Origin of the sequence: Spartinivicinus ruber (assembly GCF_011009015.1) — a bacterium.
GTDB lineage: Bacteria > Pseudomonadota > Gammaproteobacteria > Pseudomonadales > Zooshikellaceae > Spartinivicinus > Spartinivicinus ruber.
The window spans coordinates 6,262,667-6,289,586 of the sequence record NZ_CP048878.1 but is presented as its reverse complement, the minus strand read 5'-3'; the positions used below and the strand labels follow the sequence as shown (position 1 = coordinate 6,289,586).

Here is a 26,920-nt window from a genome sequence, read left to right as displayed (position 1 = left end):
TATAAGAGAATTTTGCATGCAAGAGCAAGTATTATCAAGAAGTGAGCTATTCAATTTAAGAAATATATTGGTTTTTGTGATCCCCTCTTTAATAGGGATCTTATTATTTATGACACCAGTTGCTTATCAGGACAGCCTTACTATTCCTGTTGCTATTTTGGCAAAAAATATAAAAACTGCTCTTGGTGACAATGCTTCTTTGGTGCTGACTTGTTTAGTAGTTTTATCCGCCGGCTTAAGCCTCATTACACAAACCTTAAAACCTGTTCTGATTACACAGCACCCTTTTTTAAATGCATTATTTAATGAGTCATGGTTTTGGCTGACTATACGAGTTTTAGGGGCTATTTTTATTCTTCTTACTTTTTTAAAGACAGGCTCAGATGTTGTGTATAGTGATGCCACTGGCGGCCTGGTGTTAAATGATTTACTACCAACATTATTATCTGTCTTTATATTTGCAGGGCTATTACTTCCACTATTAGTCAATTTTGGGCTATTAGAACTGCTTGGCACTTTATTAACTGTAGTTATGAAACCACTTTTTAAGTTACCAGGACGCTCAGCAATTGACTGTATGACTTCATGGTTGGGGGATGGCACTGTCGGTATTTTATTAACCAATCAACAGTATGAAAATAATCATTACACCCAGCGTGAAGCAACGGTTATTGCAACCACTTTTTCCGCTGTTTCGATTTCTTTTAGCTTAATTGTTATTGCCCAAGTTAAATTAGAGCACCTGTTTCTACAATTTTATTTAACGGTGTGTTTGGCTGGCTTTGTTGCAGCCATTATTGTACCTCGTTTACCTCCATTAAGCTGGAAAAAAGATCACTATATTGATGGTAGCGAGAAGAGTAAAAATGAAGCTGTAGTCCCTGAAGGATATACAGTGATATCTTGGGGATTCGAACAGGCTTTACAAAAAGCTAATTCAGTTACAAGCTTCAAAAAAGTATTCACTGATGGCTTGAATAATGTTATTAGCTTAGTGTTTGGCTTGTTACCAGTAATAATGGCTGTTGGCACCTTAGCACTGGTTGTTGCAGAGCATACACCAGTATTCGAATGGTTAGGAAAACCGTTTCTACCCTATTTAGAACTGCTACAAATACCTGAAGCCGTTGCAGCATCCAAAACTGTAGTTGTTGGTTTTGCTGATATGTTTCTTCCATCAATATTGGCTGCTTCTATTGAAAATGACATGACACGATTTGTCGTTGCAGCAATGTCAGTCACTCAGTTGATATACCTATCAGAAGTTGGTGCATTATTATTAGCCAGTCGTATACCAGTTACTATATGGGAGCTATTTGTAGTGTTCCTGTTAAGAACCTTGGTAACACTACCAGTCATTGCAGGAGTAGCACATATTATTTTCTAAAATAGCCTACAAAGTCAGGCCTAAATATTTAAGGCCTGACTTTAATACCCATAATACCAAATAAATATAAAATTTATTTCACCTCACTATCTACAGTTTAATTATTTCACTCTAGTTACTAAATTACTTAAAAGCTTTATCCAGCCTATATTTTCATCACAATTTATCTATACCCAATATTTTATATATTTACCACATACTGAGGGTACAACTGATTTATCTTATTACTTCCATCAAGTATGATTCCTCCCGCTATAATTCAATGAGTTCTTTGAGTTAATCAAAGTGTTGAGAAATCACTAAATGATGAAAGAGATTATTATGCGTCACTATCTAGCCACTTTACTTATATGTGTTTCTATACTGAGTGGTTGTTCCGACAGCGATAAACAAACCCCTGATAAGCCCAAGGCTGCTCCTGAGAAAGTTCAGCTTAAGATGGCCAACTTTACAGACAAAAGCTGGTTAAGAACCCAGTTACCTGTGGATACTCTAGCTTATTTAAGAGTACCAAATGTGTGGTTTTTATTTGCCAACGTAGAAAGTGGCTTCAAATATGCCCAAGGTAACGAGCAACATGTAGCCCAGCTCAAAGCTATTCAGCAAGGTCTGTATCAAAACCTCATAGATAAAATGGAAGATGCTGTTAAACCAATTGCTTCATTATTAATTAAACATATTAATGGCCCATTTGAAGCTGCAGTATTAAATAATCCTGACAATACAATGATGCCTTATGTGGTAGTTGCTACTAAACTTGATTTCAAACAAGTTTCAGATTTTGAAGCAAGCTTTACCCAATTATTACAACAACAGCCAATGCTTCAAATAATTGACAAAATTAATGCAGAAGGAAACGGCAGCATACAGTTTGCGCCAATGGGTGTAAATGGTCAGTTTCAATTCAATGCACAAACTGGTCGTTTTCAATTAGTTGCAGCAATGGGGGCACAACCTGAAAAGCTAAAAAATATTTTAAATAGTTTAGTTCCCGTTAAAGATCACCCAATGTATGCAGTGGAAGCAAAAACAGATTCAAGTGGAAAAGGCTTATTCGGATATATTAACGCCAAGCTTATTTTGCCTATTGCACTAAAAACTATGAAACCAGAACAACTAACTGTTTTAAAAATGTCTGGTTTTGATTCAGTCAATTCGTTGGCATTTGGCTACGGAACAAGCACTGATAAAACACGCTTGAAAATCATTGCAGAAATGCCAGTGGCTGGTTTTAGAGCTTATTTACCTAGTGTTAAAAATAGTTTTGATCTTTCAGCTAGAGGTGAGATCGACTCTATTGGTATTTTATCCTTACCCACAGAAGCACAATACAGACAAATTGAAGCAACTGCGACGATGATGAAAGGCTCCTCACCAGGATATTTCAAAGCCAAGGAAGAATTTAAAAAACTGTCTGGTTATTCAATCGAACAACTGCTTTCAATATTTGGTCCAGAAGTTATCTATTTTTCTGATGCAGTAAGTGACTTTGTTGCTATTCGGCTAAGCAAACCAGAACAATTCAAACAACTAATCAGTAATGCACAACAAAAAGAGTGGTTAAACTATCAAGAATATAAAAAGAATGGATTGACCATTAAACATATTACAACTCCCTTTACCCCACCCTTTATGAGCTTTGGTGACATTACTGAGAGTATAACTAAAGACTCTCCTTTGCTAAAACAAATCAGTGTTCAAATAAAAAGTCACTATTATTGGATTGAAGATAATGGATACATGATTATCTCTGCAGTACCTCAACCATTAGTTGAGCGTATTAGTAGAAAAGATATCACCAGTATTGGTGAGTGGTTAACTAAGTCTCAGAAGCACGATCTTTCTAGTGCATTTTTAGGATATTCAACTTCAAAATTAAAATTATCTCGGACCTCCTACCATGTATATTTACAATTAATCAACATGCTGGCAGATATTAGTGATGCACAAGTAGATATTTTCTCATTACCTCATGCAGGCCAACTTAGTTTTGCCGACAAGGGTAGCTTAGGTGTTAACCTAGATTTTAATGAAAATTATCTGGCATTAGAGTTTCTTTTTGAACAAAGTATGCTCGATTTACTTTATGTAAGTGATTATAACTCTGTTGCTATGATAGGTATTCTAGCAGCAGTGGCAATTCCTGCTTATCAGGATTATACAGTTCGCGCTCAAGTCATGAATGCATACATTGCTGCTCAACCAATTCAACAGGAAATTCGCCGACAAATTGATAAGGGAACTCCTATAGATCAAATAACAAATGGCACTGGTAATATATTACCAGCAATTGATTATCGTTCTGACTATATTACTTCCATTGAAGTAAATGATGGTAATATTGCCATTAATCTTGGAGGAGAGAAAATGAATCACAAGCTACATGGATTCTCTATAAACCTGACAACACAATATGAAAAATCAACAGGTCAATTAATCTGGGAATGTTCCGGAGCAGATATAGAAAGTAAATACTTGCCTACAGCTTGCCGATAAAATAATGGGCTACAGCCCATTTTTTTATATCTTTATTTATTATCATACTGAAATATAATATGTTTTCTTTTGCTTGCGTTATTGTTCCTAGACATAAAAAATTAACAATAATAAACCTTTTAGTTATTAGTAACCTCATGTGAAAATTTACCTATTTTTAGGTACACTGCTATAATAAATAGCTAATAATGTCTAATTCATACAATAAATCTACAAAGCCCCTCCCACTATCTACCAGTTTTTTGTGAACAACAAGGGGAAAAGACGAGTGCGAAAAAATCTTCCAGTTACAGGTAAAGAAAAGTCTTTTTCTCCAGAACAACGGTTAATTTCTACTACAGATTTGAAAGGACAAATTACCCATTGCAATGAAGTATTCATGCAAGTTGCTGGCTTCAGTCAGGATGAGCTTATCGGCAAGCCTCACAATATCATTCGTCACCCAGATATGCCTGCAGCTGCATTTAAAAATATGTGGGAGTATCTCAAAGCAGGTCAACCATGGATGGGTATTGTAAAAAATCGTTGCAAAAATGGAGACTATTATTGGGTTAATGCTTATGTGACACCTATTTTTGAAGGAGAAAATATCATTGGTTATGAATCTGTTCGTACTTGTCCCACCAAAGAACAAGTTACCAGAGCGGAAAAAATTTATTCAAATATAAATAATGGAAAAAAATTAAAACTAAGCCCTTTTATAAATCTAGCCGAAGGTGCTGCTTTAATATTTATAATGGCTACACTTGTACTGCTCATTTTACAATTACCGGCTATTGCTGCAATAACTGGTGCAACAGGACTTTTTGTGAGCTTATGCTTAAACCGATGGAAACAACAACGCTACAACCAACTTTTACTCAAACTATTAACAGGTAGTTTTTCAGACCCACTTGCTGGATTAGTGTATGCCAATGACCCTGGTCCAATAGGCCAAATTCAAGTTTCAATTCTCAGCTTAAAGGCACATCTCAATACAGTAATTACTCGTATTGAGGAGCTATCAAAGCATGTAGCACTTCAAGCCGATAAAGCGCTAAAAGCTACCCAGTGTTCGCAACAGGCTATGCAAAAACAGCTTACCGAAACTGAATCTGTTGCCCTTGCAATGAACGAAATGACAAGTGCAATTGGTGAAGCATCATCCCATATACAAGACACTGCTCAGCAAACCGAAGAGGCCAGTCAACATGCCGCATCAGGAAAAAACATTGCTGTTACAACACGGGAAAGCATTGCTCAACTCCAAAATAAAGTGAATGACATAAGCCTATCAGTTGAAGAGTTATCAGCTCAAACAGAAAATATTGCCAATGCTGCTAACTTGATTGAAGGGATTGCAGACCAGACCAACCTCCTAGCGTTGAATGCAGCCATTGAGGCTGCTAGAGCAGGTGAGCAGGGGCGTGGTTTCGCTGTTGTAGCTGACGAAGTCCGTCAGCTTGCACAGAGAACCCAAAGTTCGACTCAAGAAATTCATAACATTATTCAAAGGCTAACTGCACAAGCGAAAACTTCAGTTGAAACTGCCAAACAAGGTCAGAGTGATGCTGATAATGGCTTAAATAACGTAATGGAAGCTGAAGCTATGCTTGGAGAAATTACTAGTGCACTTTCAAAAATAGCAGCAGTTTCTGCTCATATGGCAACATCTGTTGAACAGCAAGCCAAATCATCTGAAGAAATTAATCATCAAGTAAACTACATTTCTTCACTTGCTCAAGAAACTATGGCTACAGAACAGGAAACACTAGATGGGATTCAATCCTTAAAAGGAGCATCAAGCGACTTGCATATTTTGGTAGAGCGTTTTCAACGCTAGTTTTAACAAAACATAAGGAAGGGGGATTAAACCCCACAATCCCCATAAAACTTTATTGCATCACCACCCATTGGTTTTAATAAACGAATAACACCAGTGTAATTTGTATGTTCAACTCCAGATTTTCCAGAATTCATTTCAACCTCTATCTGAATGTTTTTATCAGCAGCTACTTCATAAACTCGTTTTTCATTAGTTTCTGACTTAGTAGCATTTACCAATTTTATTTTTTCCCGCTTATTATTAATTTGCATGTAAGCTGTATCTTTAGAATCATCTAAAATTGTTACAAAAACAAATTTCCAAGTTTCTTTATTATCAAAATCAAACTTATGGCCTTCCTTGAAGAAAGTGCAATAGGAATTAGCACCTGGCCAGTGCATTTCTCCAATAGTGGGTGATTTTTGATCAGTTTCTACAACAGGCATTGTCTGCTCTGCTTCTACTGCTTCTAACACTGGCTCTTCTGATATAGCTTGGACTTGAGGCTCTGCTTGTTCTTGTTTCGCTATCCCTTCATTTTCTGTTCCCTGCTTTGGTTGTGCTGGCTGCTCTTGCTGTACTGCTTGATTTGCGTTCTCTTGGTTTTTAGTAGGTGATTGTGATTCATCAGTACCGCAGGCTGATAACAATACTAGAAATGAAGATAATGCAAAAACTCTCAGCATAGTTATTCCTTACTTTATAAAAAGAATAGTGAGACTAACAGGCGATAGAAATTATTGCACTAATTTAATTACTTTTTTTTGATAAATACATCATTAAATATCAAAATTACTCACAACTGTTGTATTTTGGATACGCTTTCTTATAGAGGATACCAAGTATTTATACACTATGTGTAAACAAAAAATTAACCTTATTTTGATAAATATATTAATTGAATAATATATTTATCTTTGTATAACCCTAAAATCGATCGAAATTTAACCAGAAAAACTTGCAATTGATATTTATTCGGGTAATAATAAATTAATGTTGGTTATTATGAGGTATTTTATGGAGCATTTAGGAACTTATCTCATTGTTGCTATTTTGGCACTGATTGTCATAAGTAATGTTTACGCTACTTTTGTAGTTGCTAAAACTTATTTTGAAATTAAACAACGTCGTTTATATCAAATTTTATTTATCTGGTTAGTTCCTGTTATAGGTGCCGCACTAGCAATATATCTTAATCTTGAAAACTATTTTGAACAAAAACGTTCAACTCAAATAGGAAATCACCCCAACATTACTGATGCACAAGCTGTTACCTTAGCTGCAACAGATCGGTAGTTATACTCTTCGCGAATGATTTTTATTCCTTTTTACCATCATTTGATCACCAAGGGTGGTGCGATGCATGGTGGTATGGATACCACTAATTAGAGCAATTGCCGAGGAGCAATAAACTGCCTTCACCACAATCATCTAGTTTATCTAAGCGTCCAGTAACGCTTTTATATAAAATAAAGCAGCTACTTCTCCTAGGGGTTTATCGCTTGGTAGCCTTGCCTAAATTATACTTCGGCTGTGAGTATATATCGATTTACTTTCTCACCTACAAATGATTCATGATGTTATTTAAGCTTATTACCAAACTGTTTGCTAGTAGCATTACAGTCTGATTGATTCATAACATTCAACATAATGTCTCCAAGTGACTTTCGGTAATGTGATGGTTCCCAGAACCACTTCAACGCTTTCCCTTTTGTTTTAGTTGGTTGCTCATTGCTGAATCGACGATCACTTGCAAAATCCCAAAATTCTAGCCTTGGATGCTTTGATGTTTCTAGTATATCAGTCAATATTTTTAGCCACTGCTGATATTTATTGTTTAATTTATATTTATTAATTAACTTCCAATAGTCGTTATGGAAAGGGTTTGTAAATAGTTTTACAGAAATTTGTTTTTGTTTAGCTATTTGTATAAAATTTTCTAATTCATCAAAATCAGTTGACCGATTTCCTGCTGAGTCAAACAAGTATTTTGGACGACTGAGACGAGCTGACAGCTCTGGTAATTTTTGTGAGAATAGTGCTATAGCTCCCTCTTCATTGATAACAGTTAAGTAGTCTTGTGCTGGGTTAAAGCCATTATCTTTACGATTACTGGCATTGGAATTTTGTTGCAAAATGGTTTTAAAACTACTATTCAATGCATTCAAAGTTAATAAAGATTGATAACTATCTATAAAATATTGCCATTGATACTTTTCATTTTTTTTGCCATTTTCATTATATTTCATCCTTTTTATAATATTCAAATTGATATTTTTTTGTTGATTTTCATAATCTTTTTGATCAATTAAGAAATCTGTAAAATCGACACCTATATATATTTTCTTAATATTTTTTTGATAAATCTGATTCAGTGCATAATGCAATTGCATTTTTATACCAGCACCTGGAATAGCCAAATTATAAACTGAATGTTTATTAAAGCACTGGTGATTAGGATCAAAGCCCATCTCAACCCTAGAGTTTCCAACAATTAACGTATCCATTGACATTCTTACAGGCTGATAAGCTTTTGTAATACGTACATAATTATTAATATCTGCCTTATAATAATTAAAGCCTGATATTCTGGGTGAGCTAAACATAAGGTATGGATCAATAAACCAGTTAAACATGGCAATCACTAATGCTAAACAGCCACCAGACCAGAGCAGTCTACTTAAATATTGTTTTGCATTCATGTTGATTGCTTCCTGTTAAAACTGGAAATACAAAAATTCAGAAACCTGAGTAAGAGTTAGAATACCAAAAACCAGCATCAATGCTGTTTTAGCTACCCATCTATTATTGTAATCCCATTGAAGCCAATGCAATGAAGAAAGCTGAAACTGAATTTTTGAATCACAAGATACTTTTTCTTTTGATGCAAATATTTCCACTACATTTGGAGCTTTCAACGCAATCGCTGCTGCCACTACAACCCACAGAGCATTTAAGACGAGTTGTTTGCCCCCCCCCTGGGATATTCCAACCCCCATATCAGCTAACCAATTAGACATTCCACCCAACTGGGCATAAATACCTGAAGGCAGGTTTGCACCATATTCTCCAGCCATTGCTAGAAGGATGGTATTGGCTTGCTCAAGATTAGGTGCACGAAAGTAAACCCAGCCAACAACCACCGCTAATAGTGTAAGAGCCCAACTAAACAGCTGATAAAGCTTGTACTTTTCTATTGAAAGATTAAATGTTTTTAATAGATGAACCCAGGCATGGTTGACTACCAAATAGAAGCCATGCAAACACCCCCAAATAACAAATGTCCAACCAGCGCCATGCCAAAGCCCTCCGAGTACCATAGTTAGTAATAGGTTAGTATAACGCCTGACTTTGCCATGGCGGTTACCCCCCAATGCAATGTAAAGATAGTCTCTTAGAAATCGAGATAAGGTAATATGCCAACGCCGCCAAAACTCAACTATACTAGTTGACTTATATGGGGAAAAGAAGTTGATGGGTAGCTTTACTCCAAATAGCCTAGCACACCCAATAGCCATTTCGGAATAACCTGAAAAATCAAAGTATAGTTGTAATGTATAGGCTAAAGCACTGCCCCAGGCAGTAAAAAAATCAATGCTTGCTGTTAAATTTGTATTATCAAATACTGGGCTGACATAAAGTGCTAAATTGTCAGCTATTACTGTTTTTTTGAAAAAGCCAATAGCAAATATAGTAATACCAATGACAAAGTTTGTTGCTTGTGGCCTTAAGTTTGTGGGGCGCAAAATTTGTGGCAACATTTCTTTATGATGGACAATAGGCCCAGCAATTAGCTGTGGAAAAAAGCAAACAAACAAACAATAGTGTAAAAAACTATATTCCTTAGTTTCTCCTTTCCAAGCATCAACCAAATATGCAATTTGCTGAAATGTAAAAAAAGAAATCGCTAGGGGTAAAACTATATTGGCTATACTCAACTGAGTGGCCAATACTAGGTTTATATTTTCAACAAAAAAGTTAGCATATTTAAAATAGGCTAATAAACCCAGGTTCATGGTAATACCAAATATTAACATGCCTTTAGGCTTTTTTATTGATGATTTATTACTACAAGATCCACTTATTTTTTTACCAACAAAAAAATTAAACCCTATCGAAAATAGCATTAATGGTAGATATGAAGGATTCCAAAAGCCATAAAAAAATAAAGATGCAAATACAAGTAGAGCTAAACCACATTCAAGAGAGAACTTCCTCACAATAAAAAAATAACTGAATACTGTAATAGGCAAAAACAGAAAGAGGAATTCAAAAGAATTGAACAGCACTACGTCATTCCTTGAGTCATTAATTTCTACTGATGGTTGACAGCTTACGTTTGCATACTAATCTTCAAGGTGGCTGTATTCAAGAAAAGAAGGTGGTACCTGTAGGATTTGCTCAAGGATACCACCAAAATATGGGAATATGTCACATTAATTATTATGATCAGTAGAACTGGCTATCATTCAATTAATCCATAGTGTTCAGTGACAGCCTAAAAACTATTCGCGTTGAATATAACTATCGATTCAAAAAGACATCAAACAAAAGCCATAAACCAACTAGCACTAAGCTTAATGCAAAACCAGCATTTAAATATTTTGCCCAATAGGTATTTTTGATTAGTTTGATAATAAGTGAGCCCATCCATATCCAGATAAAATGTGATGTAATGTTTAACAGGGCCAACATGACTATTAGGATAGCTATACCATATTCACCATACTCTTTAGCTGACTGGTCGGTGAACAAGGTAAACATCAACGCAACCAATAGCCACCCTTTAGAGTTAACTAGCTGTAATATCACACCATCTTTAAAGCCCAAATTACTATTTAGTGTTGAGGAAGATTTGTTTACAGGCTTGATAAATTTGATTGCTAACCAAAAAATATAGAGTGAGCCAATAACCTGCAAATACAATAAACTCTGTGGATATAGTGCTAGAGTAGAGCCAAAGCCTACACCAACTAAAATAGATTTTATTAAAAAAATAAAGTCTACGCCTAACAATAATGGTAATGACTTTCTAACTCCAACATTAGCGCCATTTGCTGCAAAAACAACATTAGCAGGGCCAGGACTAAATGCTAAAGGAAACATTACTGCTAACCAGCTAACAAAAAAAACCATCTACTTCCCTTCCTTTACTGGTTAAAAACTTATTTGCAATAAAGTGTATAACTCGCAGGGGGAATTATTTCTCCCAAAAAGGCTTATTGCACTCGGCTAATGCTTCATTAGGGGAAATACCTACATCTTTTAATTCATGATTTTCTAACCTTAAAAGTTGTCTGCGAGTACTCGAACGTTGATGCCAGCAACTCAAATATTTAGAGAGGTGGTAAAAGAACTCATATACGGCCATGTCGCTCTTCTCGTGTCGATGACTGGGTAAATAGAAATATCTTGGTGATCACGAGAAAAATGATACGGCTTTCCTAATAAGCATTACAGATGCAAAATCATATTATATAACCATTACAGTTAGTGAAAATAAAACTCTGTGCTGGTAATATTGCCTCTAAACTGTACTGACAAAATTATCTGTAATGGAAATGTGTCATGAAACTCTATGAGAGGATTGCCGAGAAACTTACGCAACTTATCAGTCAGGGTTATTATCCTGCGGGCTCCAAGCTCCCTTCCATTAGAGACTTGAGCAAAGAGCAGGGAGTTAGCATTTCAACCATTCAGGAAGCTTACCGGCTGCTTGAGGAACAGGGCTCTGCTGAGGCGCGTCCGAAATCTGGCTACTATGTTTGTCAGAAAAATACTCCCCCAAAACTTCCTGAGACTAGCCGCCCAGTTCAACGCCCCATTGATGTTTGCCAGTGGAATCAAGTATTAGATTTACTAACCAGCCATACCTTTTGTAGCAAAGACTGGATCTTCCTAGGTAGAGCAATTCCTGACTTCCATTCAGCAACACTCAATCCATTACTAAAGACCATGGCCAATATGAGTCGGGATGCAAACCATTTTGGTATTGACTATGAACAAATAAATGGCCTCAAACAGCTAAGAGTTCAAATTGCTCGTCAAATGATGCATTCCGGCTGTCAGTTACATCCAGATGACATCATAGTCACTAATGGTGGTCAGGAGGCGCTATCACTCAGTATTCGGGTAACGACCAAACCAGGTGATGTGGTTGCTGTCGACTCCCCCAGCTATTACGGCACTATGCAAACCCTTCGATCACTTCAGTTAAAAGCACTGGAAATTCCCACTCATCCAGAAACAGGAATTAGCCTCGAAGCATTAGAGCTTGCCCTGGAACAATGGCCAATTACTGTGGTTCAAGTCACCCCCAGTTGTAACAACCCGCTTGGCTATACCATGCCAGACGATAGGAAAGAACAATTGTATAAGCTTGCCCAACGCTATGATATTGCCATTATTGAAGATGATATTTTCGGCGATCTTGCTTATAGCTCCACCCGATCTCGCACAGTGAAATCATATGATAAAGATGGACGTGTAGTGTTGTGTAGTTCATTTTCCAAAACAATTGCACCAGGCTTTAGGCTGGGCTGGGTGGCACCTGGCCGTTATTGTGACCTGATGACCCATACTAAATATGCCTCTAGTGGCTGCACTACCACATTACCACAACTTGCTTTAGCAGACTTTATGGCCCAAGGGGGTTATGAACGTCACTTACGTAAAGTACGCCAGCATTATAAGCAATCCCGTGATGTGATGTTGGATTGGCTGAAACGTTATTTGCCAGAGAATATTTGCACAAGCTATCCGCAGGGGAGTTTTCTACTATGGATAGAGCTACCTGAAGAAATAGATTCAGTAGAGCTAAACAGGCGATTAGTGTTACAAAATGTGCAAGTAGCCCCAGGCATATTATTTTCAGCTACAGGCAAATACCGCAACTGTATTCGGGTTAATTACAGTGGTGAGCCTTCAGCTCGCCAAGAAACAGCTATAAAAAAGCTAGGGGAAGAAGTTTTTAAAATGTTAGACGAATCTGAAAACAAACAGTAACTAATCTATTAGGCACTGTTTGTTGCTATCATACTATTTTGATACACGCGTCTTGGCGAGATTCCCCAAGGCCGTTTGGTACCAAGCCACACCCATCGGAATCATTACCCCTACAGTAATAACAATACAAGCTAACACTTTATTTAAACTGACTAATTCATTATAAAATAACGCAGACCCAATTAAACCAAAAATGGGTACTAATAAATTAAGAGGAGCAATAGCAGACATAGGGTAGATAGTCATTAGCCTATTCCATACCCAATAGCCTAATAACGTTGTAATGAACGATTGAAATAAAATAGAAAAAACGCCTAGTTCATCTATTGACTGTATTTCATTAAATACATTCTGATCATTAATTAAAAAAGCCAATGCAAACAATGGTAATGGCGCAAATAAGCAAGACCACACAATAAAGGCAAACATTTGCTTAATCTGGGATTTTCTTATAATTAAACTAATACAGCTCCAGGACACTGCTGCCAACAATCCTAAAATTAAGCCTATTAACGTAACAGATCCATCTTCTATAGTTAAGATAAGGCCAAGACCAACAAAAGCAAATAATAAACCGACTATTCCAACCTTACTCAACTTTTCTTTCAGAAAGACCACTCCAAATATTACACTGATAAATACAGTAAACTCCAAAATCAAACCTGCCATGCCTGCCGATACACCAGAATAAATTGCTAAATTCATTAGTCCCCAAACTCCAACACCAAATAGTAATCCATAGCTTATCAACACTTTTAATTTCACATTAGGTCTTTTAATAAAGAATACGGCTGGTATTGCAGCAAAGGTAAACCTAAACCCGGCAAGAATGAGTGGATCCATAGCCTCTACACCTAGCTTAATAACAGAAAAGTTAAACCCCCATAAGCAAGTTACAGCAATCGCAAGCAATAAATGTTTGGTTGTCATATTTCATACCTCAAAACTTGATCAATCTCGATCATGTTTGACAAGTATGCCGATGGGTAACAAAATGGACAGATATAATTTTTATGTTTTTTGAGGGTACAGTTATGGTGGCCTTATACAAAGCACTGGCTGATTCAGTAATCGACAGCATCCAGTCAGGTAAGCTAAAAGTAGGGGCAAAAATGCCATCAATCCGCCAATTTAAAGACCAACACCAGGTGAGCAAAACCACTGCCTTAAACTGCTATTACCTACTACAAGAACAAGGTTGGCTTCAATCTAAACCTCAGTCTGGCTTTTATACTTCACTCCCCTGGGGGGAGCAACGATTACCACTGTACCCTAAATTTGAAGCGATGATCACCAAGCCTAGACTACCGCGATTTTCCATGGGTGAGCGAGATGCACCATTTTATGCGTCACAACTGGCACCAGAACTTATCCCCTTAGAACTATTAAACAGGTGTTTTAAAAGGGCCAATTGCCGTAGTGATAATGGAATTAATCTTTACCCCCAGGCCCAAGGCAACCCAAAACTGATCAGAAGCCTTTCACAGCATTTTAGTCAACATTATTTCCCTATTTCAGAAAGTATAGTAATCACTAACGGCTGTATTGATGCAGTATGTACCGCTATTGAAGTAACCACCAAAGTAGGGGATGCTATTGCCATAACCTCTCCCTGTTTTAATGGTTTATTGGAGTTACTCGCCAATTTACAAAGAATGGTGGTGGAAATACCAAGTCATAATGGAGAGTTAGATCTTGATCAATTAGAACACCATATGAAAACAGGTACAATAAAAGCCTGCTTGATGAGCTCTAATCATATTAATCCACAAGGGTTGGTTTTAACCGTTCAACAAAAACAGGTGTTGGCCAAACTAGCAACTCAATACCAAGTTGCCATTATAGAAGATGATGTTTTTCTAGAATTAAGTTACACAAAAAATAACCCTTTACCAATCAAACATTGGGATAAAAAAGGCTGGGTATTATGGTGTGGATCTGTATCTAAAACACTATCACCAAGCTACCGCATTGGCTGGTGTGAACCTGGTAGATTTTTTAACCAATATTTGGCTCAACGACAAGTTAAGTTTTATGGAGTAAGCCAGCCCGTTCAAAATACACTTCATGAGTTTATTAACTCCGGTCTTTACTTAAAACATTTAAATAAATTACGTTTAACATTAGCTCAACAGGCTAGGGATTATTATCAATTTCTGCAGCAGCATTTACCAACAACAGCCAGATTAAGTACAGCTTTAGGTGGAATGGTTATTTGGATTCAAGTTCCCAAATTAAATAGTCAAAAACTGTTTAACACAGCTAAAGAACAGGGGATATTTTTCAGACCTGGTAAAGAGTTTAGTAGCCGTAACTTGTATAACGACTGTTTTCGAATAAATACTGGGTGGCCAATTAGTTTAAGTAGTAATGCCAATACTCAAAAAGAGCAAGTTGATAATAGAAGAGATGAGTTAAAAAAGCTATGTAATTTAGTTATACAACAGTGTGAATGAGATAGAACAACTATCGAAAAATTCTGCGTATAAACAGTTAAAAGTATATTTTTTAAGATTAAATTGATTGTATCAGTAACTTCCAATAGGTGATAAATATTGTCACCAAGGCAAAAAAATGTTCTCTATAATTTAAAGTTTTTTTAACACTAAAGCCATAATAAAACTTTTATGTTAACCTTTAGTACTCAGTACAAGTATATTTAAACTATAGACTAATAATTTTGCAACAAAAATTTAATTCCAAATATGAACAGTTTCTTTACAGAAAACAAACTTATTGCATCAGTTGTTGTTATTGCCATTATTTTAATACTTCGCTGGTTAGTTATAAGACACTTACGGCAACGTCCTTTAGACGAGGATGGATTTCCTAGAAGATGGATCAACACAGCAAAGAACACAGCCAACTTATTGATTGGTATCAGCTTAATTGTTATTTGGATATCAGAGCTACGGCTTATTGCCTTATCTATCGCTACTTTTGCTGTTGCACTGGTCTTCGCTACCCGGGAGTTTATTCAAAGCTTTTTTGGATCACTATACAATGCTAGTGCTCGCACCTTTTCTGTAGGTGACTGGATAGAGGTAGGTGCATACTGTGGTGAGGTTGTTAAGAGCGACTGGTTAAGTACGACGTTATTAGAAATTGACTTGGCAGGTGCTAGTTATGGCTATACAGGTAAAACACTAATAATACCCAACAACCAATTCACCTCACATACACTTACAAATTTGAATTATATGCGTCGTTATGTCACCCACTCATTTTCGATAGTGCGAGATTCAGATCTTGTGGATGTTTTTACTGCAAAAGCATTTATTTTAGAAAAGATTCAAGAATACTGTACACCTTTTGAAGAGGTTGCTGCAAGATACAACAGTTTAATTGGTAGTCGTATGGGGGTAAATATACCAGGACCAGAACCAAGTGTGCGAGTAACCACTAACAATGTAGGTAAAAACGTTTTCTCTGTTTCCTTTTTTTGCCCTACTCAGGAAGCAGTTAAAGTTGAACAGCAAGTCATTGAAGCCTTCATGCACCACTGGTATGAAGCCAATGAAAATTTAAGAGAAAAAGACAAAAAAGAAAAAAAATATAAGAAAGTAGAAGATGCTGACAATACAGCTATAGATATAAGAAAGGAAGAAACTGTGCCATAACCAGTTAGGTAAAGAAATGGATGCAAACAAAATCACTATTGGCTGGCGAGAATGGATCAGCTTACCAGCCCTAAATATTAACCATATTAAAGCCAAAGTAGATACTGGCGCAAAAACCTGCGCCTTACATGCATATTATATTAACCCATATGAAAAAGACGGAGAAACCTGGGTTAAATTTGGTATTCACCCTATTCAGCTTAATACAGATACTTCAGTCGAATGTCATGCTAGGTTAGTTGATCAACGTAATGTTACAGACTCTGGTGGCCACTTAGAACAACGTTATGTCATTATTACTACACTTATAGCAGGTACTCAAAAATTTGATTCCGAATTAACACTTACCAATAGAGACTCGATGCGATTTCGCATGCTGCTAGGGCGTAATGCACTAAACAACCGTTTTGTCGTTGATCCAGTTAAATCCTTTTTATTAGGGCCAGGACTTGGTACTGATGATATGGATAAGGAATAAAGTACACCATGAAAATTGGTATTTTATCAAGAAACAGAAGACTGTACTCAACTAAACGACTAGTGGAAGCAGCCAAACAACGAGGCCACGAAGTAACAACTATCGACTGCCTTAAGTGCTATATGGACATCACTTCAACTAAGCCTGCTGTTTGGTATAAGGGTGAAAAGTTAGAAGGATATGATGCTGTTATTCCTAGAATTGGTGCCTCAATTACAAGCTATGGTACTGCTGTAATACGACAGTTTGAAATGATGGGGGTTTATTGTCTTACAGAGTCTGTTGCATTAGGAAGATCAAGGGATAAGCTAAGAGCACTACAGCTGTTGTCTAGAAAAGGGGTTGGCATGCCTATTACAGGTTTTGCTAACCATCTTGATAATACCAAAGATCTGATAAAACTAGTTGGTGGCGCTCCGCTTGTGATAAAACTACTTGAAGGTACTCAAGGAAGAGGAGTCGTATTGGCAGAAACCGCCAAAGCTGCAGAAAGTGTTATTGATGCCTTTCGGGAATTAGATGCAAACTTCTTGGTCCAAGAATTTATTAAAGAAGCTGGTGGTAGTGATGTGAGATGTTTTGTAATTGGCTCTAAAGTAGTAGCAGCAATGGAGCGAACGGCTCAAGCTGGAGAATTTCGATCAAATTTACACCGAGGAGGAATAGCCAACCTAACGAAACTAACTCCCACTGAGCGGAAAACTGCAATCAATGCAGCACAAACATTAGGACTTAAAGTATCTGGTGTCGATATTTTACGTTCAAGCCGAGGACCTTTAGTTATGGAGGTTAACTCATCACCAGGTTTAGAAGGAATAGAAAAAGCTACTAATAAAGATGTAGCTGGGGCTATTATTGAATTTATCGAAGAAAATGCTAAGCCTAATCAAACCCGCACCCGCGGTAAAGGATAAAGTAGCTGTAAGTAGAGATGAAAAATAAACCCATTGTAATTAGCGGCGTTACCATTAAGCCTGGCGAACAAAAAACCATTGATATTCCTCTAGTAGCAATGGTTACTCACAACAACGTACAAATGACCGCTCATGTTATACATGGAAAAAGTGCTGGCCCATCTTTGTTTATCAGTGCGGCTATTCACGGTGATGAAATCAATGGTGTTGAAATTATCCGTCGACTACTTAAACAAAAACAAATGCAAAGAATTAGCGGTACCATAATCGCTATTCCTATAGTGAATGTACATGGTTTTATTACCCATTCACGATATTTACCCGACGGCCGTGACCTAAATAGAAGCTTTCCTGGCAGCAGCAAGGGATCACTTGCTGCCCGAATGGCAAACACCTTTCTTAAAGAAGTAGTTTCCAAATGTACTCATGGTATTGACCTACATACTGGCTCAAGACACCGGGAAAACTTGCCACAAATACGTGCTGATTTGAGTACAGATGAGGTTAGAGAGTTAGCTCATGCCTTTGGTGTGCCAGCTATTATCAACTCCAAAATTCGTGATGGTTCTCTACGTGCTACTGGCGGTGATGCAGGCATACCAATTTTATTGTATGAAGCAGGTGAAGCACTTCGTTTTAATGAAGTGTGTATCCGTGGAGGAGTTAAAGGAATTTTAAGTGTTATGCGACAATTACGTATGCTGCCAAGACTAAAAGCCAAAGAGCTCCCTAAACAGCCTATCGTTTCCGATAACACATCCTGGATACGTGCACCTTCCAGCGGAATTCTAAGAGTCTTAGTTCCCTTAGGAGCCAAAGCAGAAAAAGGTAGTGTATTAGGTGTAATAGCCGACCCATTAGGAGTGGTCGAATCAAAAGTCATTGCATCACAAGAAGGCGTAGTTATCGGTCGCACAAATCTACCATTAGTTCATGAAGGAGATGCTCTATTTCACTTAGCTTACTACGACCATAGGGTAGATGCAGTGGTAAACTTGGTAGAAGACTTTCAAGAGAAACTGGAACCAGCAACACCTTCTACTGCACCCCATAAGCCAGCTGATGGACCTATACTATAATAGAGTCTTCTAAAGTTTTTAGAGGACGCAAAAACAAGCAGCCTGTAAATTTAATTGGTTTTGCTATTAAAATTTATTAGTTATACCTTCTTGATATTTATACCTGTTTTAAATTTTTTGAGTATTGTAAATGCACTTAATTATGGTTTATCAGTATCGCAGTCATTACAACACCCAATGATGTATATCACAAAGTTATAAGGTATAATTTTAAGAAAGGAGGCAATTATGCACTTCAAATTAGAAGGCGCTAGCATTCATTGTATTCGTACACATACAAATCATAAAACCAACACAATAACTGAAGAGATTGTCGTTTCATTCGATAGTCACTTACAGGAAGTTGCACCACATGTAGCTGCCAGGTTAACAGAGGATGAAATTTTCTCCTTACGACATTGGCTAAAAGAAAGAGACCAAATTGATCAAGAGCCTACAGCACAAAACTTGTTGGAAGCATTGCCTGACGTTATCGAAAAAGCAACCGAAGCATTAGCAGATTTAGACCACCTTGATAAGATCACTTACGATAAACTAGTCAATATAATAGAAGTTTTTCTAAACAAAATAAAACAGTATGATGGTGTTTGTGATGGTAGCCGTATAGAGTTTAATGAAATGGACCAAAACCAGATTTTAGCCGAACGCATTCATCAAGTTAAAAAAGACCTTACCTAATAACATTTTATAGCTATCTTGCCAGTTAACTACGTAACAGCTATAGAAACTTAGTTTTTATCTATTTTACTATTCCATATATGTTAATATTGCTACTCAGAGTTACATCTATATTTGTTTAATTTTAATAGGAATTTGTTAGTGAAAATATTTTTTTTAAGTTCATTAGCTAGTATATTAATTATTTTTGGCCATACAATCCAAGCACAAGTCACTCTTTCTAACGACCCAATTTCTGCTAAAAGTAATGGGGTTGCCGCACTCCTAGCTAAAGTAAAACGATCTGTTGCAATAAAAATACTCACTAATATAGATAAGGACACTTCAAGCATGGATCAGTACATGGAATGTAGTGCTATAACTGAAATATCTGGTGCTTATATTTGTGTAGCTTTTTATCAAGCTGATTTAAACAATGCTTTTACTCGAATTGGCATATTTATGGGCGCAGGTAAAGGTATGAAACGAGGCACCCTGTTAAAAGAAGACGACTGGAAACTAAAAAACTATAAAAAAATAGTTGCCGGCCATAATATGCCAGGTAAAACCATTATAGAGTTCTACAATCAGGTTAAAGAAAGCTCTTCAATTAAGCTAAACCAAAAAGAACAAGCATTCAAAGAGGCATTCATAGATACCCCATCAATACAAGTAAAAAAAGAAAATTTTTATGTAATTGGTCTATCTGTTCAAAGCACTAAATCTCAAGCATCTGTAGCAAGTCATGAGATATTTCATGCCCAGTATCTTCTAACACCTAACTACAAAAAAGTAGTAGATGATTTTTGGCACAATCAAATTACTGAGATAGATAAAAAGAAGATTAAGACAATATTAGGTAAAGCATACAATACTGAAGACTATATTATTATTGACGAATTTCAGGCTTACCTGATTCAAGATAATGCTGAAAAAGACTTTTTAGGAGAGTTTGTTAATAAGTATCGCAAAGCATTGATCAGTGCTTTAGCAAAAGCAGGTGTTGATATAGTGAGAGTAGCATCCAACTGAAATAAATTTGCCAGGTATTTATATGTATCTCAAGTAAATAAGATAACTACCTGGCAAACTTGGAAAATGCTATATTATGATTCGGAATATTATAACCAACCCAACACTACTGAATAGAAGCCCTGTTAGTATGTTAATATAACCTTCAAATTCTTTTATCCAATGTTGCATCTTCTTTGAAGACAAGAATATTGCTAATACAGAAAACCATATAAAAGTCAGTAAAAAAAGCTCTGCAGCAATTCCAAATTTAAGTGATATAGAGCTGCTGTTTACGACAAATGCAGATATCAAACTAATAAAATAAACTAATGCTTTAGGGTTAAGCAGATTGGTAATTAGCCCTGTTAAATAGACCTGCCAAATTCCAGTAGTATTTTGGGTGTTTCCACTCATCCTTACGCTGGTTACATAACCTGATTTAACCCTAATCCAACCAGTCTTTAATGCACCACAGCCTAAAAAAAGTAAATAAGCAGCGCCAATTAACTGTAAACCAGTAAATAAAATCAGATGATTTTTAATAAGCATACTAACGCCAATTATAGACAGCAAGGTATGTATTAATACCCCACTGGATAACCCCAATGCAGTTATGCAAGCAAATTTTCTAGAAAGAGAAAGGCTATCACTTGATAAACTATTTCTTAATACCAGGGCAAAATCTGGTCCAGGGCTAATTAAGCCGCCTAAATGGACTGCGCCCACAGTTAGTAGCAGCATTAAATCAGTCATTTACTTTTCCATTATGCACTTAAAAACTGCATTCTAGGAAAATTGTAAAGTCATGAATTGTAAATTATTGCAGAAATCGCTTTTAGAGGTTCAGTTTATTTTATCGACTGCTGTATCAGGGAAGGCACAACCCCAAAGGCTTGCTTAAAAGCACGGTTAAAGTGGCTTTGATCGTAAAAACCCACTGCCTGAGCAGCGTCACAGATAGTGTTGCCTTTTTGTAATAATTTCAGACTATACTCTAACCTCAAACATTTTAGATAAGCATGAGGAGTAATATGCATAGCTTGTTTAAATTGACGCAAAAATTGAAAACGACTTAATCCAAATAAGTTAGCCAACGTTTGCAAATTTACTTTTTCACTTAAATTGGCTGTTAGATAGTCTTTAACCAGACTGAGTTGAGACCTGCTTAATGCCATCGGATCTGAACCACACGCAGACTGTCCCTGATGCTTGAGTAAATCAGCTATGCAGGTTAGCAGCTCTGCATCAATAGCCAAAGTAGCTCCTCCAAATTCCATAAGATGATGCAATTGCATAACTTTTTGGAATAAAGCTGGCTTGAGTATATTTGGCTGATTAAAAAAAGGCAGCAGCCCTGGCTTATCAGCAATATCTTCTACCCAAGATTGCATTAGTGTAGGACTGATTGCCAGGACCCGAACCTGATAGCCTTGAGCTTCTAAGCTATGGCCATCATGGGACTCATCAGGATTGATGGTAGAAATCTGGCCAGGACCCAAGTTGTAGGTATTTCCTCGGTGGTAAAAGCATTGGTAGCCTTGTTGTACTACTCCAATATGGTAGTCAAGATGGAAATGGCGCTGGAACTGAAACTCGACATAACGAGCCACACTGAGGTTTAGCCCTTCACAAGACGCCAATTGCCAACGTTTAACCTCATCAGCTTTCATCAATACTACCTAAGCAGCAAAGCCATTTTTGAAAAACCTAGATTTACACACTCTCTACGGGATTATAAGACCTTGTGGCAGTTAAAGGCTTGTAAAAAATTGCAGAGTAAGGATGACAAACTTGTTAAGTGCCAAATATAAGGCACTGTGTAAGCAACTAAAGTATAAAAAACTACCATTTGTCAGGTTTTTGAATTTTTGATGTCATTGTAGACTTACGTCCCAGTTTATTTGGTGAATATGGTTATGATTAAGTCTCATTCTTTATGAAAAAGGACTCAATATTATGATGACAACTACGTCACCCCAGCCGATCCGTGGTCACTTTCCTAAACCCAAGCCAAAGCCAGAGCCAACTACTCCAAATAAATTCTAAATAACGTTAATAGATAGAGCAGATTACCCTCCATGGGTGGGGGATAGAGAGTGGGAATACTCCCACTCGTCTTGTATTTTATTTATTTATAACTTCTAATACTCCTTGTACCACCATCTCTCCTTCTAAGTAGCTTCCATAACCTATATTTTTATACTGCTTGTACCAAATTTTTTTTGCTACATTTATCCATTTTTGTTTATCTTTAAGCTCATCAACTTGCATTCCTTTACTTATAAGTTCTTTTTTGAAAAAATATTTTTCTTGATAATCCATTTCCACTCATACTCGGCTGCTTCTAACGCTGCTCTATTTACTGCAATTTTAAGTTTATTAGGTAAACTTTGATAAAAAATTTCGTTTATTAAAATAGGTCCAGTCCATAAGAATGGAGCGTTATTAGTAACATATTTTTGATCTGCTTCCCAAAACTTAGAATAGTATATAACGTTATAGGGATTTTCTTGCCCATCTACGTGCTTTTCTTTTAATGCGTTGAAAGTATCCCCCCAGTTTAATGCTTTTACTGTTGCACCAAATGCCAAATAAGTATCACGCATCAATCGGTTACGAGGAGTACGAATAATAAGTCCTTTCATTTCATCTAGCTGAGTTACAGGCCTCTTAGAATTAGTCATATGGCGGTACCCACCTATCAGCCAGCCAATAGCTCGAACATTATGCTTTTTTGCAAGTATATCATTAACTTTTTCAGTCATGAGTTTACTCTTAAAAAGCTTTTCTGCTGACTCTATTTCAGGGAAAATATATGGAAGCATTAAAAATTCTAAAATGTATGCCTTTAAAGATGCATTTCCTGAAGCAATTACTGTAATGTGCAAAGGCTGCTTAACTTTTGGGTGATTTAGCCCTGACATTACCATATTCATATTAGTTTCTTCCCCACTGATGGCAGGGTATTTCTGGTTTCCACGGTAATGAATTTTAGTAATAAGTTCTCCATTAGAGTATCGACTAACAAGTTCACCAAACTTTTCGAGAGCAAGTACATGTAAAGAAACTTTTGGATTATCAGTACTACAGATAATCGTAGTTGGCTCTGACAATGCTACTTGTATGAACCACAAATAGCTCAATAGCTGACATCCCAATAATTTGGCTAGACCTATAAAACTCATAACTCACTAATTTTTAATATTAAATTTACTAGGGCCTGTTAACACTAATGTTGTTACAATAGGCTCATGGAGATTACAACACAACAATTTAAAATGATCCTTGCTGCCTGTTCAGCGCGGCAATGTAAAATTATCGAATATACAAGTACTCAACGCCGTTCTCTATGTTGCCGAGCATGGTTGTAAGTGGCGAGGGTTACCGAAATATTTTAGCAACTGGCACAGCATTTATACACGCGTTAATCGATGGGCCAAAAAAGGTGTTTTAGATGATGTTTTTTCTGTATTACAAGAAGCTGATGTCATCAATATCCAGGTTGATCTTGTATCGCTCGATAGCACAATCATACAAGTTCATCCTGATGGTACAGGCGCGTTAAAAAAAACGGTCCACAAGCGATTGGTAAATCAAGAGGAGGATGGTCAACTAAAATTCACCTGGTAGCAGCAGATGATCAAACGGCGGTCACTTTTTCATTATCTCCAGGTCAAGCAGGTGATGCACCGGAAGGTAGAAAGCTATTAAAGAGGCTTGAAAACTGTGGCTGGGAAGGTGCGCACGTCATTATGGATAAAGCCTACGAAGGTGACGAAACCAGGCAACTCGTATTTGATTTAAATATGGAGCCTGTGGTTCCGCCAAAAAGTAATCGGTTATCACCTTGGAAGTATGATCGTGAAATGTACAAGAACCGTAATGAAGTTGAACGCTTATTTCGTAGGCTAAAAGGCTTTAGACGTATATTCTCTCGATTTGAAAAATTAGACACTGTTTTTCACTTTTTTATTCACTTTGCACTTATCGTCGACAAACTAATTAGTGTTAACAGGCCCTAGTACTAAATGATATTTTAGCTTATAAACACAGTGATAATGGGATTTCATCTATTTACAATAATGAAGAACAAAAAGTGATGTCGCTTTTGGACATATAGGCAAACAAGGTCAGTTGTAATATCGCATCACCTCATGACGATTCATCGATAGAGAGTATGTCGCATGGGCCTTTCAGGGACTTAATATAATTTTTATACAGGAGTTATTTAAATAATGAGCTTGAGAAACTGTTTTACAGCAATTCGTGCTATGCCAAAATGTGATTGGATAGTACCAGTTAAAAGTCAGAATGTAACATGGCAAGTGTATAGAAGTAGTTTATCAACTAAAATTAGGGATTTAAGAAGGAATAATCATATGGAAGAGGCTGATGCTGTACTTGCTTTACAAAAAGCTATAGAGGATGCTATTAGCCATCATCTTATACACTCTGAGGATCAAATTCCTGATGATTTTAAATTTTAAAATCCTTGCTAATATAAAAATATTTATTCTTTAAGTTCGTAACTCATATTGATATAATGCGCCTGTTGTTTAGATTACTTTCCTAAACACAGCAATCATTTTTAATATTGTAAAAGCCCCATCCCTATGGGGCTTTTTTTTACCCCGAATTTATTGTTTTGGTCTCTTTGTTGTCATCTTTATCTATACCGCTTAAGTCGTATAATTCTCGATCCTTACGTCAAAAAGAAAATAATTAACCATGAAAAAGATAATAGTTACAGCTTTAGCTGTTGTGGGTATTAATAGCGCCCATGCAGATTTGGTGACTAAAAATGACGAGTTTAGAGCTATAGACTTACCACCAGAGTTTAGGCTAGTCGCGCAAGAAATTGAATGTAGGTATAAGCTTTGTCGCCGTCCTTATTTAGGCTTAGACATATCAATTGAGTTCGCACTTGGAGGTCCACACTGGCCTAAGCCACCTAAAGAAGGCAGTAAGCCTATTGAGTTTGCGAATCTAGCTACGGGCCGTGGTGGGATGAGACCTAGTGTTGTTCCTACAGTTACTGTAAAAGGTGGGCCTAGCTGCCCAAGACCACCAAAAGGTAACAGAGCACTAGGTTAATAATTTATTCATATTGGGTAGACTATAATTGGTCTGCTCAGTACTAAAAACAGACAATTAATATCCTTTCAAGCCCCACATTTTTGGGGCTTTTTTTATACTTAAATAAAAATCATGAAAATAACAAAACTCGTCATCCATTGCTCAGACACGCCAGACGACCGGGACGTTACCGCCGCTGATATTCACCTATGGCATGTGCAACGGAATTGGTCAGGCATCGGCTATCACAAGGTAATTCGGCGTGATGGGGTGATCGAGAATGGCCGCCCTGAGTTCTGGCCTGGTGCTCATGTTAAAGGGCATAACCGCAACAGTTTAGGTGTTTGCCTGATTGGTCGAGATGAGTTTACAGAAGACCAAATATTGAGCCTGGACTATGTTTTGAGTGAGTGGAAATTTAAATACCCGTTAGCCGAGATATGTCGACACCGGGACTTAGACCCTAAGAAAACCTGTCCTAATTTTGGTGTGGGGGAATGGTGGGAAAGTGAACAAAGTGGAATATTATCATCTAATCTGTACAGATAAGCCTAAGTAACTAATGCTGGTCAAGTCAGTAATGAAGCTTTTTTACATAGTATTAACTATGCTTTCAATCCAAGCTAATGCTGAACTAAGCATAACTTTGTCTGGTGGGGAGTGGCCACCTTATGTATCAGAAAAGTTAAAATATAATGGAGTAACACCTAGATTAATTACCGATGTGTTTGCCTCAGTTGGGATAAAAGTCAGTTACAGATTTCAAGTTTGGGCTAGGTCTATAGAGGATGCTAAAAAGAGTAAAGTACATGGAACATTTCTATGGTTTAAAACACCTGAAAGAGAAAAGGAGTTTTTATTCAGCGATCAACCTATAGGCTATATAACATTTGTATTTTTTCACTTGAAAAATCGTCAATTTGATTGGAAGAATTTTAATGATTTACATGGGTTGAGAATAGGCGCTACAATTGGTTATAACTATGGCCAGGACTTTATGGACGCTGAAGCTAGCAGTAGTTTGCAAGTGGTGAGAGTAAAGTCTGACCTGCAAAACTTAAAAATGTTACTGAAAAATAGGATTGATATTTTTCCCCATGACTTAAGTGTGGGCTATTTTGAGATAAATAAATTTTTTCCAAAGACAATGGTTCAGTTATTTACTAATCATAATAAACCATTAAAAAAACAAGGTGCATATTTGCTACTTTCTAATAAAATAGAAAAAAATAAGGAGATAATGAGTTTGTTTAATAAAGGATTTAATGAATTTATGGACTCAGGGAAATATGAACAATACTACTTCGATGATCTAGTTAATAATGTGTATGTAAAGTAAAGACTTTGTTACCCACCAGCTGAGCCAATGATGCCAATTTACAAGCAAATG

At 36.7% G+C, this 26,920-nt stretch carries 27 protein-coding genes; 17 read left to right on the top strand and 10 right to left on the bottom strand.

The annotated features are described in order from the left end of the window. The first annotated feature begins 109 nt into the window (after positions 1–109). From G4Y78_RS28345 to G4Y78_RS28335, 3 genes are all read left to right on the top strand, one after another. On the top strand, positions 110–1,387 hold the full coding sequence (locus G4Y78_RS28345; RefSeq protein ID WP_230425664.1) for a YjiH family protein: 1,278 nt from the start codon (positions 110–112) through the stop codon (positions 1,385–1,387). Positions 1,388–1,903: 516 nt separating this feature from the next. Next, the gene (locus G4Y78_RS28340) at positions 1,904–3,883 is read left to right on the top strand and encodes a pilin (protein WP_163836287.1); all 1,980 of its coding nucleotides are present in this window, start codon (positions 1,904–1,906) and stop codon (positions 3,881–3,883) included. Between the two features lie 268 nt (positions 3,884–4,151). Continuing rightward, positions 4,152–5,705, top strand: coding sequence for a methyl-accepting chemotaxis protein (locus G4Y78_RS28335; RefSeq protein ID WP_163836286.1), 1,554 nt, complete (start codon positions 4,152–4,154; stop codon positions 5,703–5,705). 26 nt (positions 5,706–5,731) lie between these two features. On the opposite strand, the gene G4Y78_RS28330 is transcribed toward G4Y78_RS28335, so the two are convergent. After that, complete coding sequence (locus G4Y78_RS28330) at positions 5,732–6,373, bottom strand: hypothetical protein (protein WP_163836285.1); 642 nt, start codon at positions 6,371–6,373, stop codon at positions 5,732–5,734. Positions 6,374–6,704: 331 nt separating this feature from the next. On the opposite strand from G4Y78_RS28330, the gene G4Y78_RS28325 reads away from it, so the two are divergent. Beyond that, positions 6,705–6,983, top strand: coding sequence for a hypothetical protein (locus tag G4Y78_RS28325; protein ID WP_163836284.1), 279 nt, complete (start codon positions 6,705–6,707; stop codon positions 6,981–6,983). A 284-nt stretch (positions 6,984–7,267) separates the two neighbouring features. On the opposite strand, the gene G4Y78_RS28320 is transcribed toward G4Y78_RS28325, so the two are convergent. From G4Y78_RS28320 to G4Y78_RS28305, 4 genes are all read right to left on the bottom strand, one after another. Then, on the bottom strand, positions 7,268–8,389 hold the full coding sequence (locus tag G4Y78_RS28320) for a hypothetical protein (protein WP_163836283.1): 1,122 nt from the start codon (positions 8,387–8,389) through the stop codon (positions 7,268–7,270). 15 nt (positions 8,390–8,404) lie between these two features. Next, positions 8,405–9,724, bottom strand: a complete 1,320-nt coding sequence (locus tag G4Y78_RS28315; protein ID WP_222937607.1) for an MBOAT family O-acyltransferase — start codon at positions 9,722–9,724, stop codon at positions 8,405–8,407. A 487-nt stretch (positions 9,725–10,211) separates the two neighbouring features. Beyond that, complete coding sequence (locus G4Y78_RS28310; protein WP_163836281.1) at positions 10,212–10,823, bottom strand: LysE family translocator; 612 nt, start codon at positions 10,821–10,823, stop codon at positions 10,212–10,214. A gap of 64 nt (positions 10,824–10,887) precedes the next feature. Then, positions 10,888–11,058 (bottom strand): DUF1127 domain-containing protein, encoded by a 171-nt coding sequence (locus G4Y78_RS28305; protein ID WP_163836280.1) that lies wholly within the window; start codon positions 11,056–11,058, stop codon positions 10,888–10,890. Between the two features lie 197 nt (positions 11,059–11,255). Between G4Y78_RS28305 and G4Y78_RS28300 the strand changes: the two genes are divergently transcribed. Then, positions 11,256–12,692 carry an aminotransferase-like domain-containing protein gene (locus tag G4Y78_RS28300; RefSeq protein WP_163836279.1) on the top strand — a complete coding sequence of 479 codons (1,437 nt, stop codon included), beginning with the start codon at positions 11,256–11,258 and terminating at the stop codon, positions 12,690–12,692. Between the two features lie 33 nt (positions 12,693–12,725). Here the strand turns inward: G4Y78_RS28300 and G4Y78_RS28295 are convergent, their stop codons facing one another. Then, on the bottom strand, positions 12,726–13,622 hold the full coding sequence (locus G4Y78_RS28295) for an EamA family transporter (RefSeq protein WP_163836278.1): 897 nt from the start codon (positions 13,620–13,622) through the stop codon (positions 12,726–12,728). Between the two features lie 104 nt (positions 13,623–13,726). On the opposite strand from G4Y78_RS28295, the gene G4Y78_RS28290 reads away from it, so the two are divergent. From G4Y78_RS28290 to G4Y78_RS28260, 7 genes are all read left to right on the top strand, one after another. After that, on the top strand, positions 13,727–15,148 hold the full coding sequence (locus G4Y78_RS28290) for an aminotransferase-like domain-containing protein (protein WP_163836277.1): 1,422 nt from the start codon (positions 13,727–13,729) through the stop codon (positions 15,146–15,148). Positions 15,149–15,397: 249 nt separating this feature from the next. Next, a complete protein-coding gene (locus G4Y78_RS28285) occupies positions 15,398–16,312 on the top strand; it encodes a mechanosensitive ion channel family protein (protein ID WP_163836276.1) in 915 nt (304 codons plus the stop codon). A gap of 16 nt (positions 16,313–16,328) precedes the next feature. Beyond that, a complete protein-coding gene (locus G4Y78_RS28280; protein WP_163836275.1) occupies positions 16,329–16,790 on the top strand; it encodes an ATP-dependent zinc protease family protein in 462 nt (153 codons plus the stop codon). Between the two features lie 8 nt (positions 16,791–16,798). After that, on the top strand, positions 16,799–17,704 hold the full coding sequence (gene rimK / locus G4Y78_RS28275) for a 30S ribosomal protein S6--L-glutamate ligase (protein ID WP_163836274.1): 906 nt from the start codon (positions 16,799–16,801) through the stop codon (positions 17,702–17,704). A 17-nt stretch (positions 17,705–17,721) separates the two neighbouring features. Next, complete coding sequence (locus tag G4Y78_RS28270) at positions 17,722–18,783, top strand: succinylglutamate desuccinylase/aspartoacylase family protein (RefSeq protein WP_163836273.1); 1,062 nt, start codon at positions 17,722–17,724, stop codon at positions 18,781–18,783. A 228-nt stretch (positions 18,784–19,011) separates the two neighbouring features. Then, the gene (locus G4Y78_RS28265; RefSeq protein ID WP_163836272.1) at positions 19,012–19,461 is read left to right on the top strand and encodes a hypothetical protein; all 450 of its coding nucleotides are present in this window, start codon (positions 19,012–19,014) and stop codon (positions 19,459–19,461) included. A 141-nt stretch (positions 19,462–19,602) separates the two neighbouring features. Next, positions 19,603–20,472, top strand: coding sequence for a hypothetical protein (locus tag G4Y78_RS28260; RefSeq protein WP_163836271.1), 870 nt, complete (start codon positions 19,603–19,605; stop codon positions 20,470–20,472). Between the two features lie 69 nt (positions 20,473–20,541). Here the strand turns inward: G4Y78_RS28260 and G4Y78_RS28255 are convergent, their stop codons facing one another. From G4Y78_RS28255 to G4Y78_RS28240, 4 genes are all read right to left on the bottom strand, one after another. Next, positions 20,542–21,207, bottom strand: a complete 666-nt coding sequence (locus G4Y78_RS28255) for a LysE family transporter (protein WP_163836270.1) — start codon at positions 21,205–21,207, stop codon at positions 20,542–20,544. A gap of 95 nt (positions 21,208–21,302) precedes the next feature. Further along, a complete protein-coding gene (locus G4Y78_RS28250) occupies positions 21,303–22,124 on the bottom strand; it encodes a helix-turn-helix domain-containing protein (RefSeq protein ID WP_163836269.1) in 822 nt (273 codons plus the stop codon). A gap of 454 nt (positions 22,125–22,578) precedes the next feature. Then, positions 22,579–22,776 (bottom strand): hypothetical protein, encoded by a 198-nt coding sequence (locus G4Y78_RS28245; RefSeq protein WP_163836268.1) that lies wholly within the window; start codon positions 22,774–22,776, stop codon positions 22,579–22,581. Next, complete coding sequence (locus G4Y78_RS28240) at positions 22,734–23,639, bottom strand: TRAP transporter substrate-binding protein (protein WP_163836267.1); 906 nt, start codon at positions 23,637–23,639, stop codon at positions 22,734–22,736. The genes G4Y78_RS28245 and G4Y78_RS28240 overlap by 43 nt, the downstream gene beginning before the upstream one ends. Positions 23,640–23,739: 100 nt before the next feature. Here G4Y78_RS28240 and G4Y78_RS28235 point away from each other — a divergent pair. From G4Y78_RS28235 to G4Y78_RS28215, 5 genes are all read left to right on the top strand, one after another. Then, a protein-coding gene (locus tag G4Y78_RS28235) for an IS5 family transposase (RefSeq protein WP_230425663.1) occupies positions 23,740–24,476 on the top strand; the annotation gives its coding sequence in 2 pieces (ribosomal slippage) (positions 23,740–24,016 and positions 24,016–24,476; 738 coding nt in all). A gap of 213 nt (positions 24,477–24,689) precedes the next feature. After that, positions 24,690–24,941, top strand: coding sequence for a hypothetical protein (locus tag G4Y78_RS28230; protein WP_163836266.1), 252 nt, complete (start codon positions 24,690–24,692; stop codon positions 24,939–24,941). A 241-nt stretch (positions 24,942–25,182) separates the two neighbouring features. Continuing rightward, positions 25,183–25,548 carry a hypothetical protein gene (locus G4Y78_RS28225; protein WP_163836265.1) on the top strand — a complete coding sequence of 122 codons (366 nt, stop codon included), beginning with the start codon at positions 25,183–25,185 and terminating at the stop codon, positions 25,546–25,548. Positions 25,549–25,662: 114 nt separating this feature from the next. Then, on the top strand, positions 25,663–26,079 hold the full coding sequence (locus G4Y78_RS28220; RefSeq protein WP_163836264.1) for an N-acetylmuramoyl-L-alanine amidase: 417 nt from the start codon (positions 25,663–25,665) through the stop codon (positions 26,077–26,079). 58 nt (positions 26,080–26,137) lie between these two features. After that, positions 26,138–26,869 carry a substrate-binding periplasmic protein gene (locus G4Y78_RS28215; RefSeq protein ID WP_163836263.1) on the top strand — a complete coding sequence of 244 codons (732 nt, stop codon included), beginning with the start codon at positions 26,138–26,140 and terminating at the stop codon, positions 26,867–26,869. Positions 26,870–26,920 lie beyond the last annotated feature (51 nt).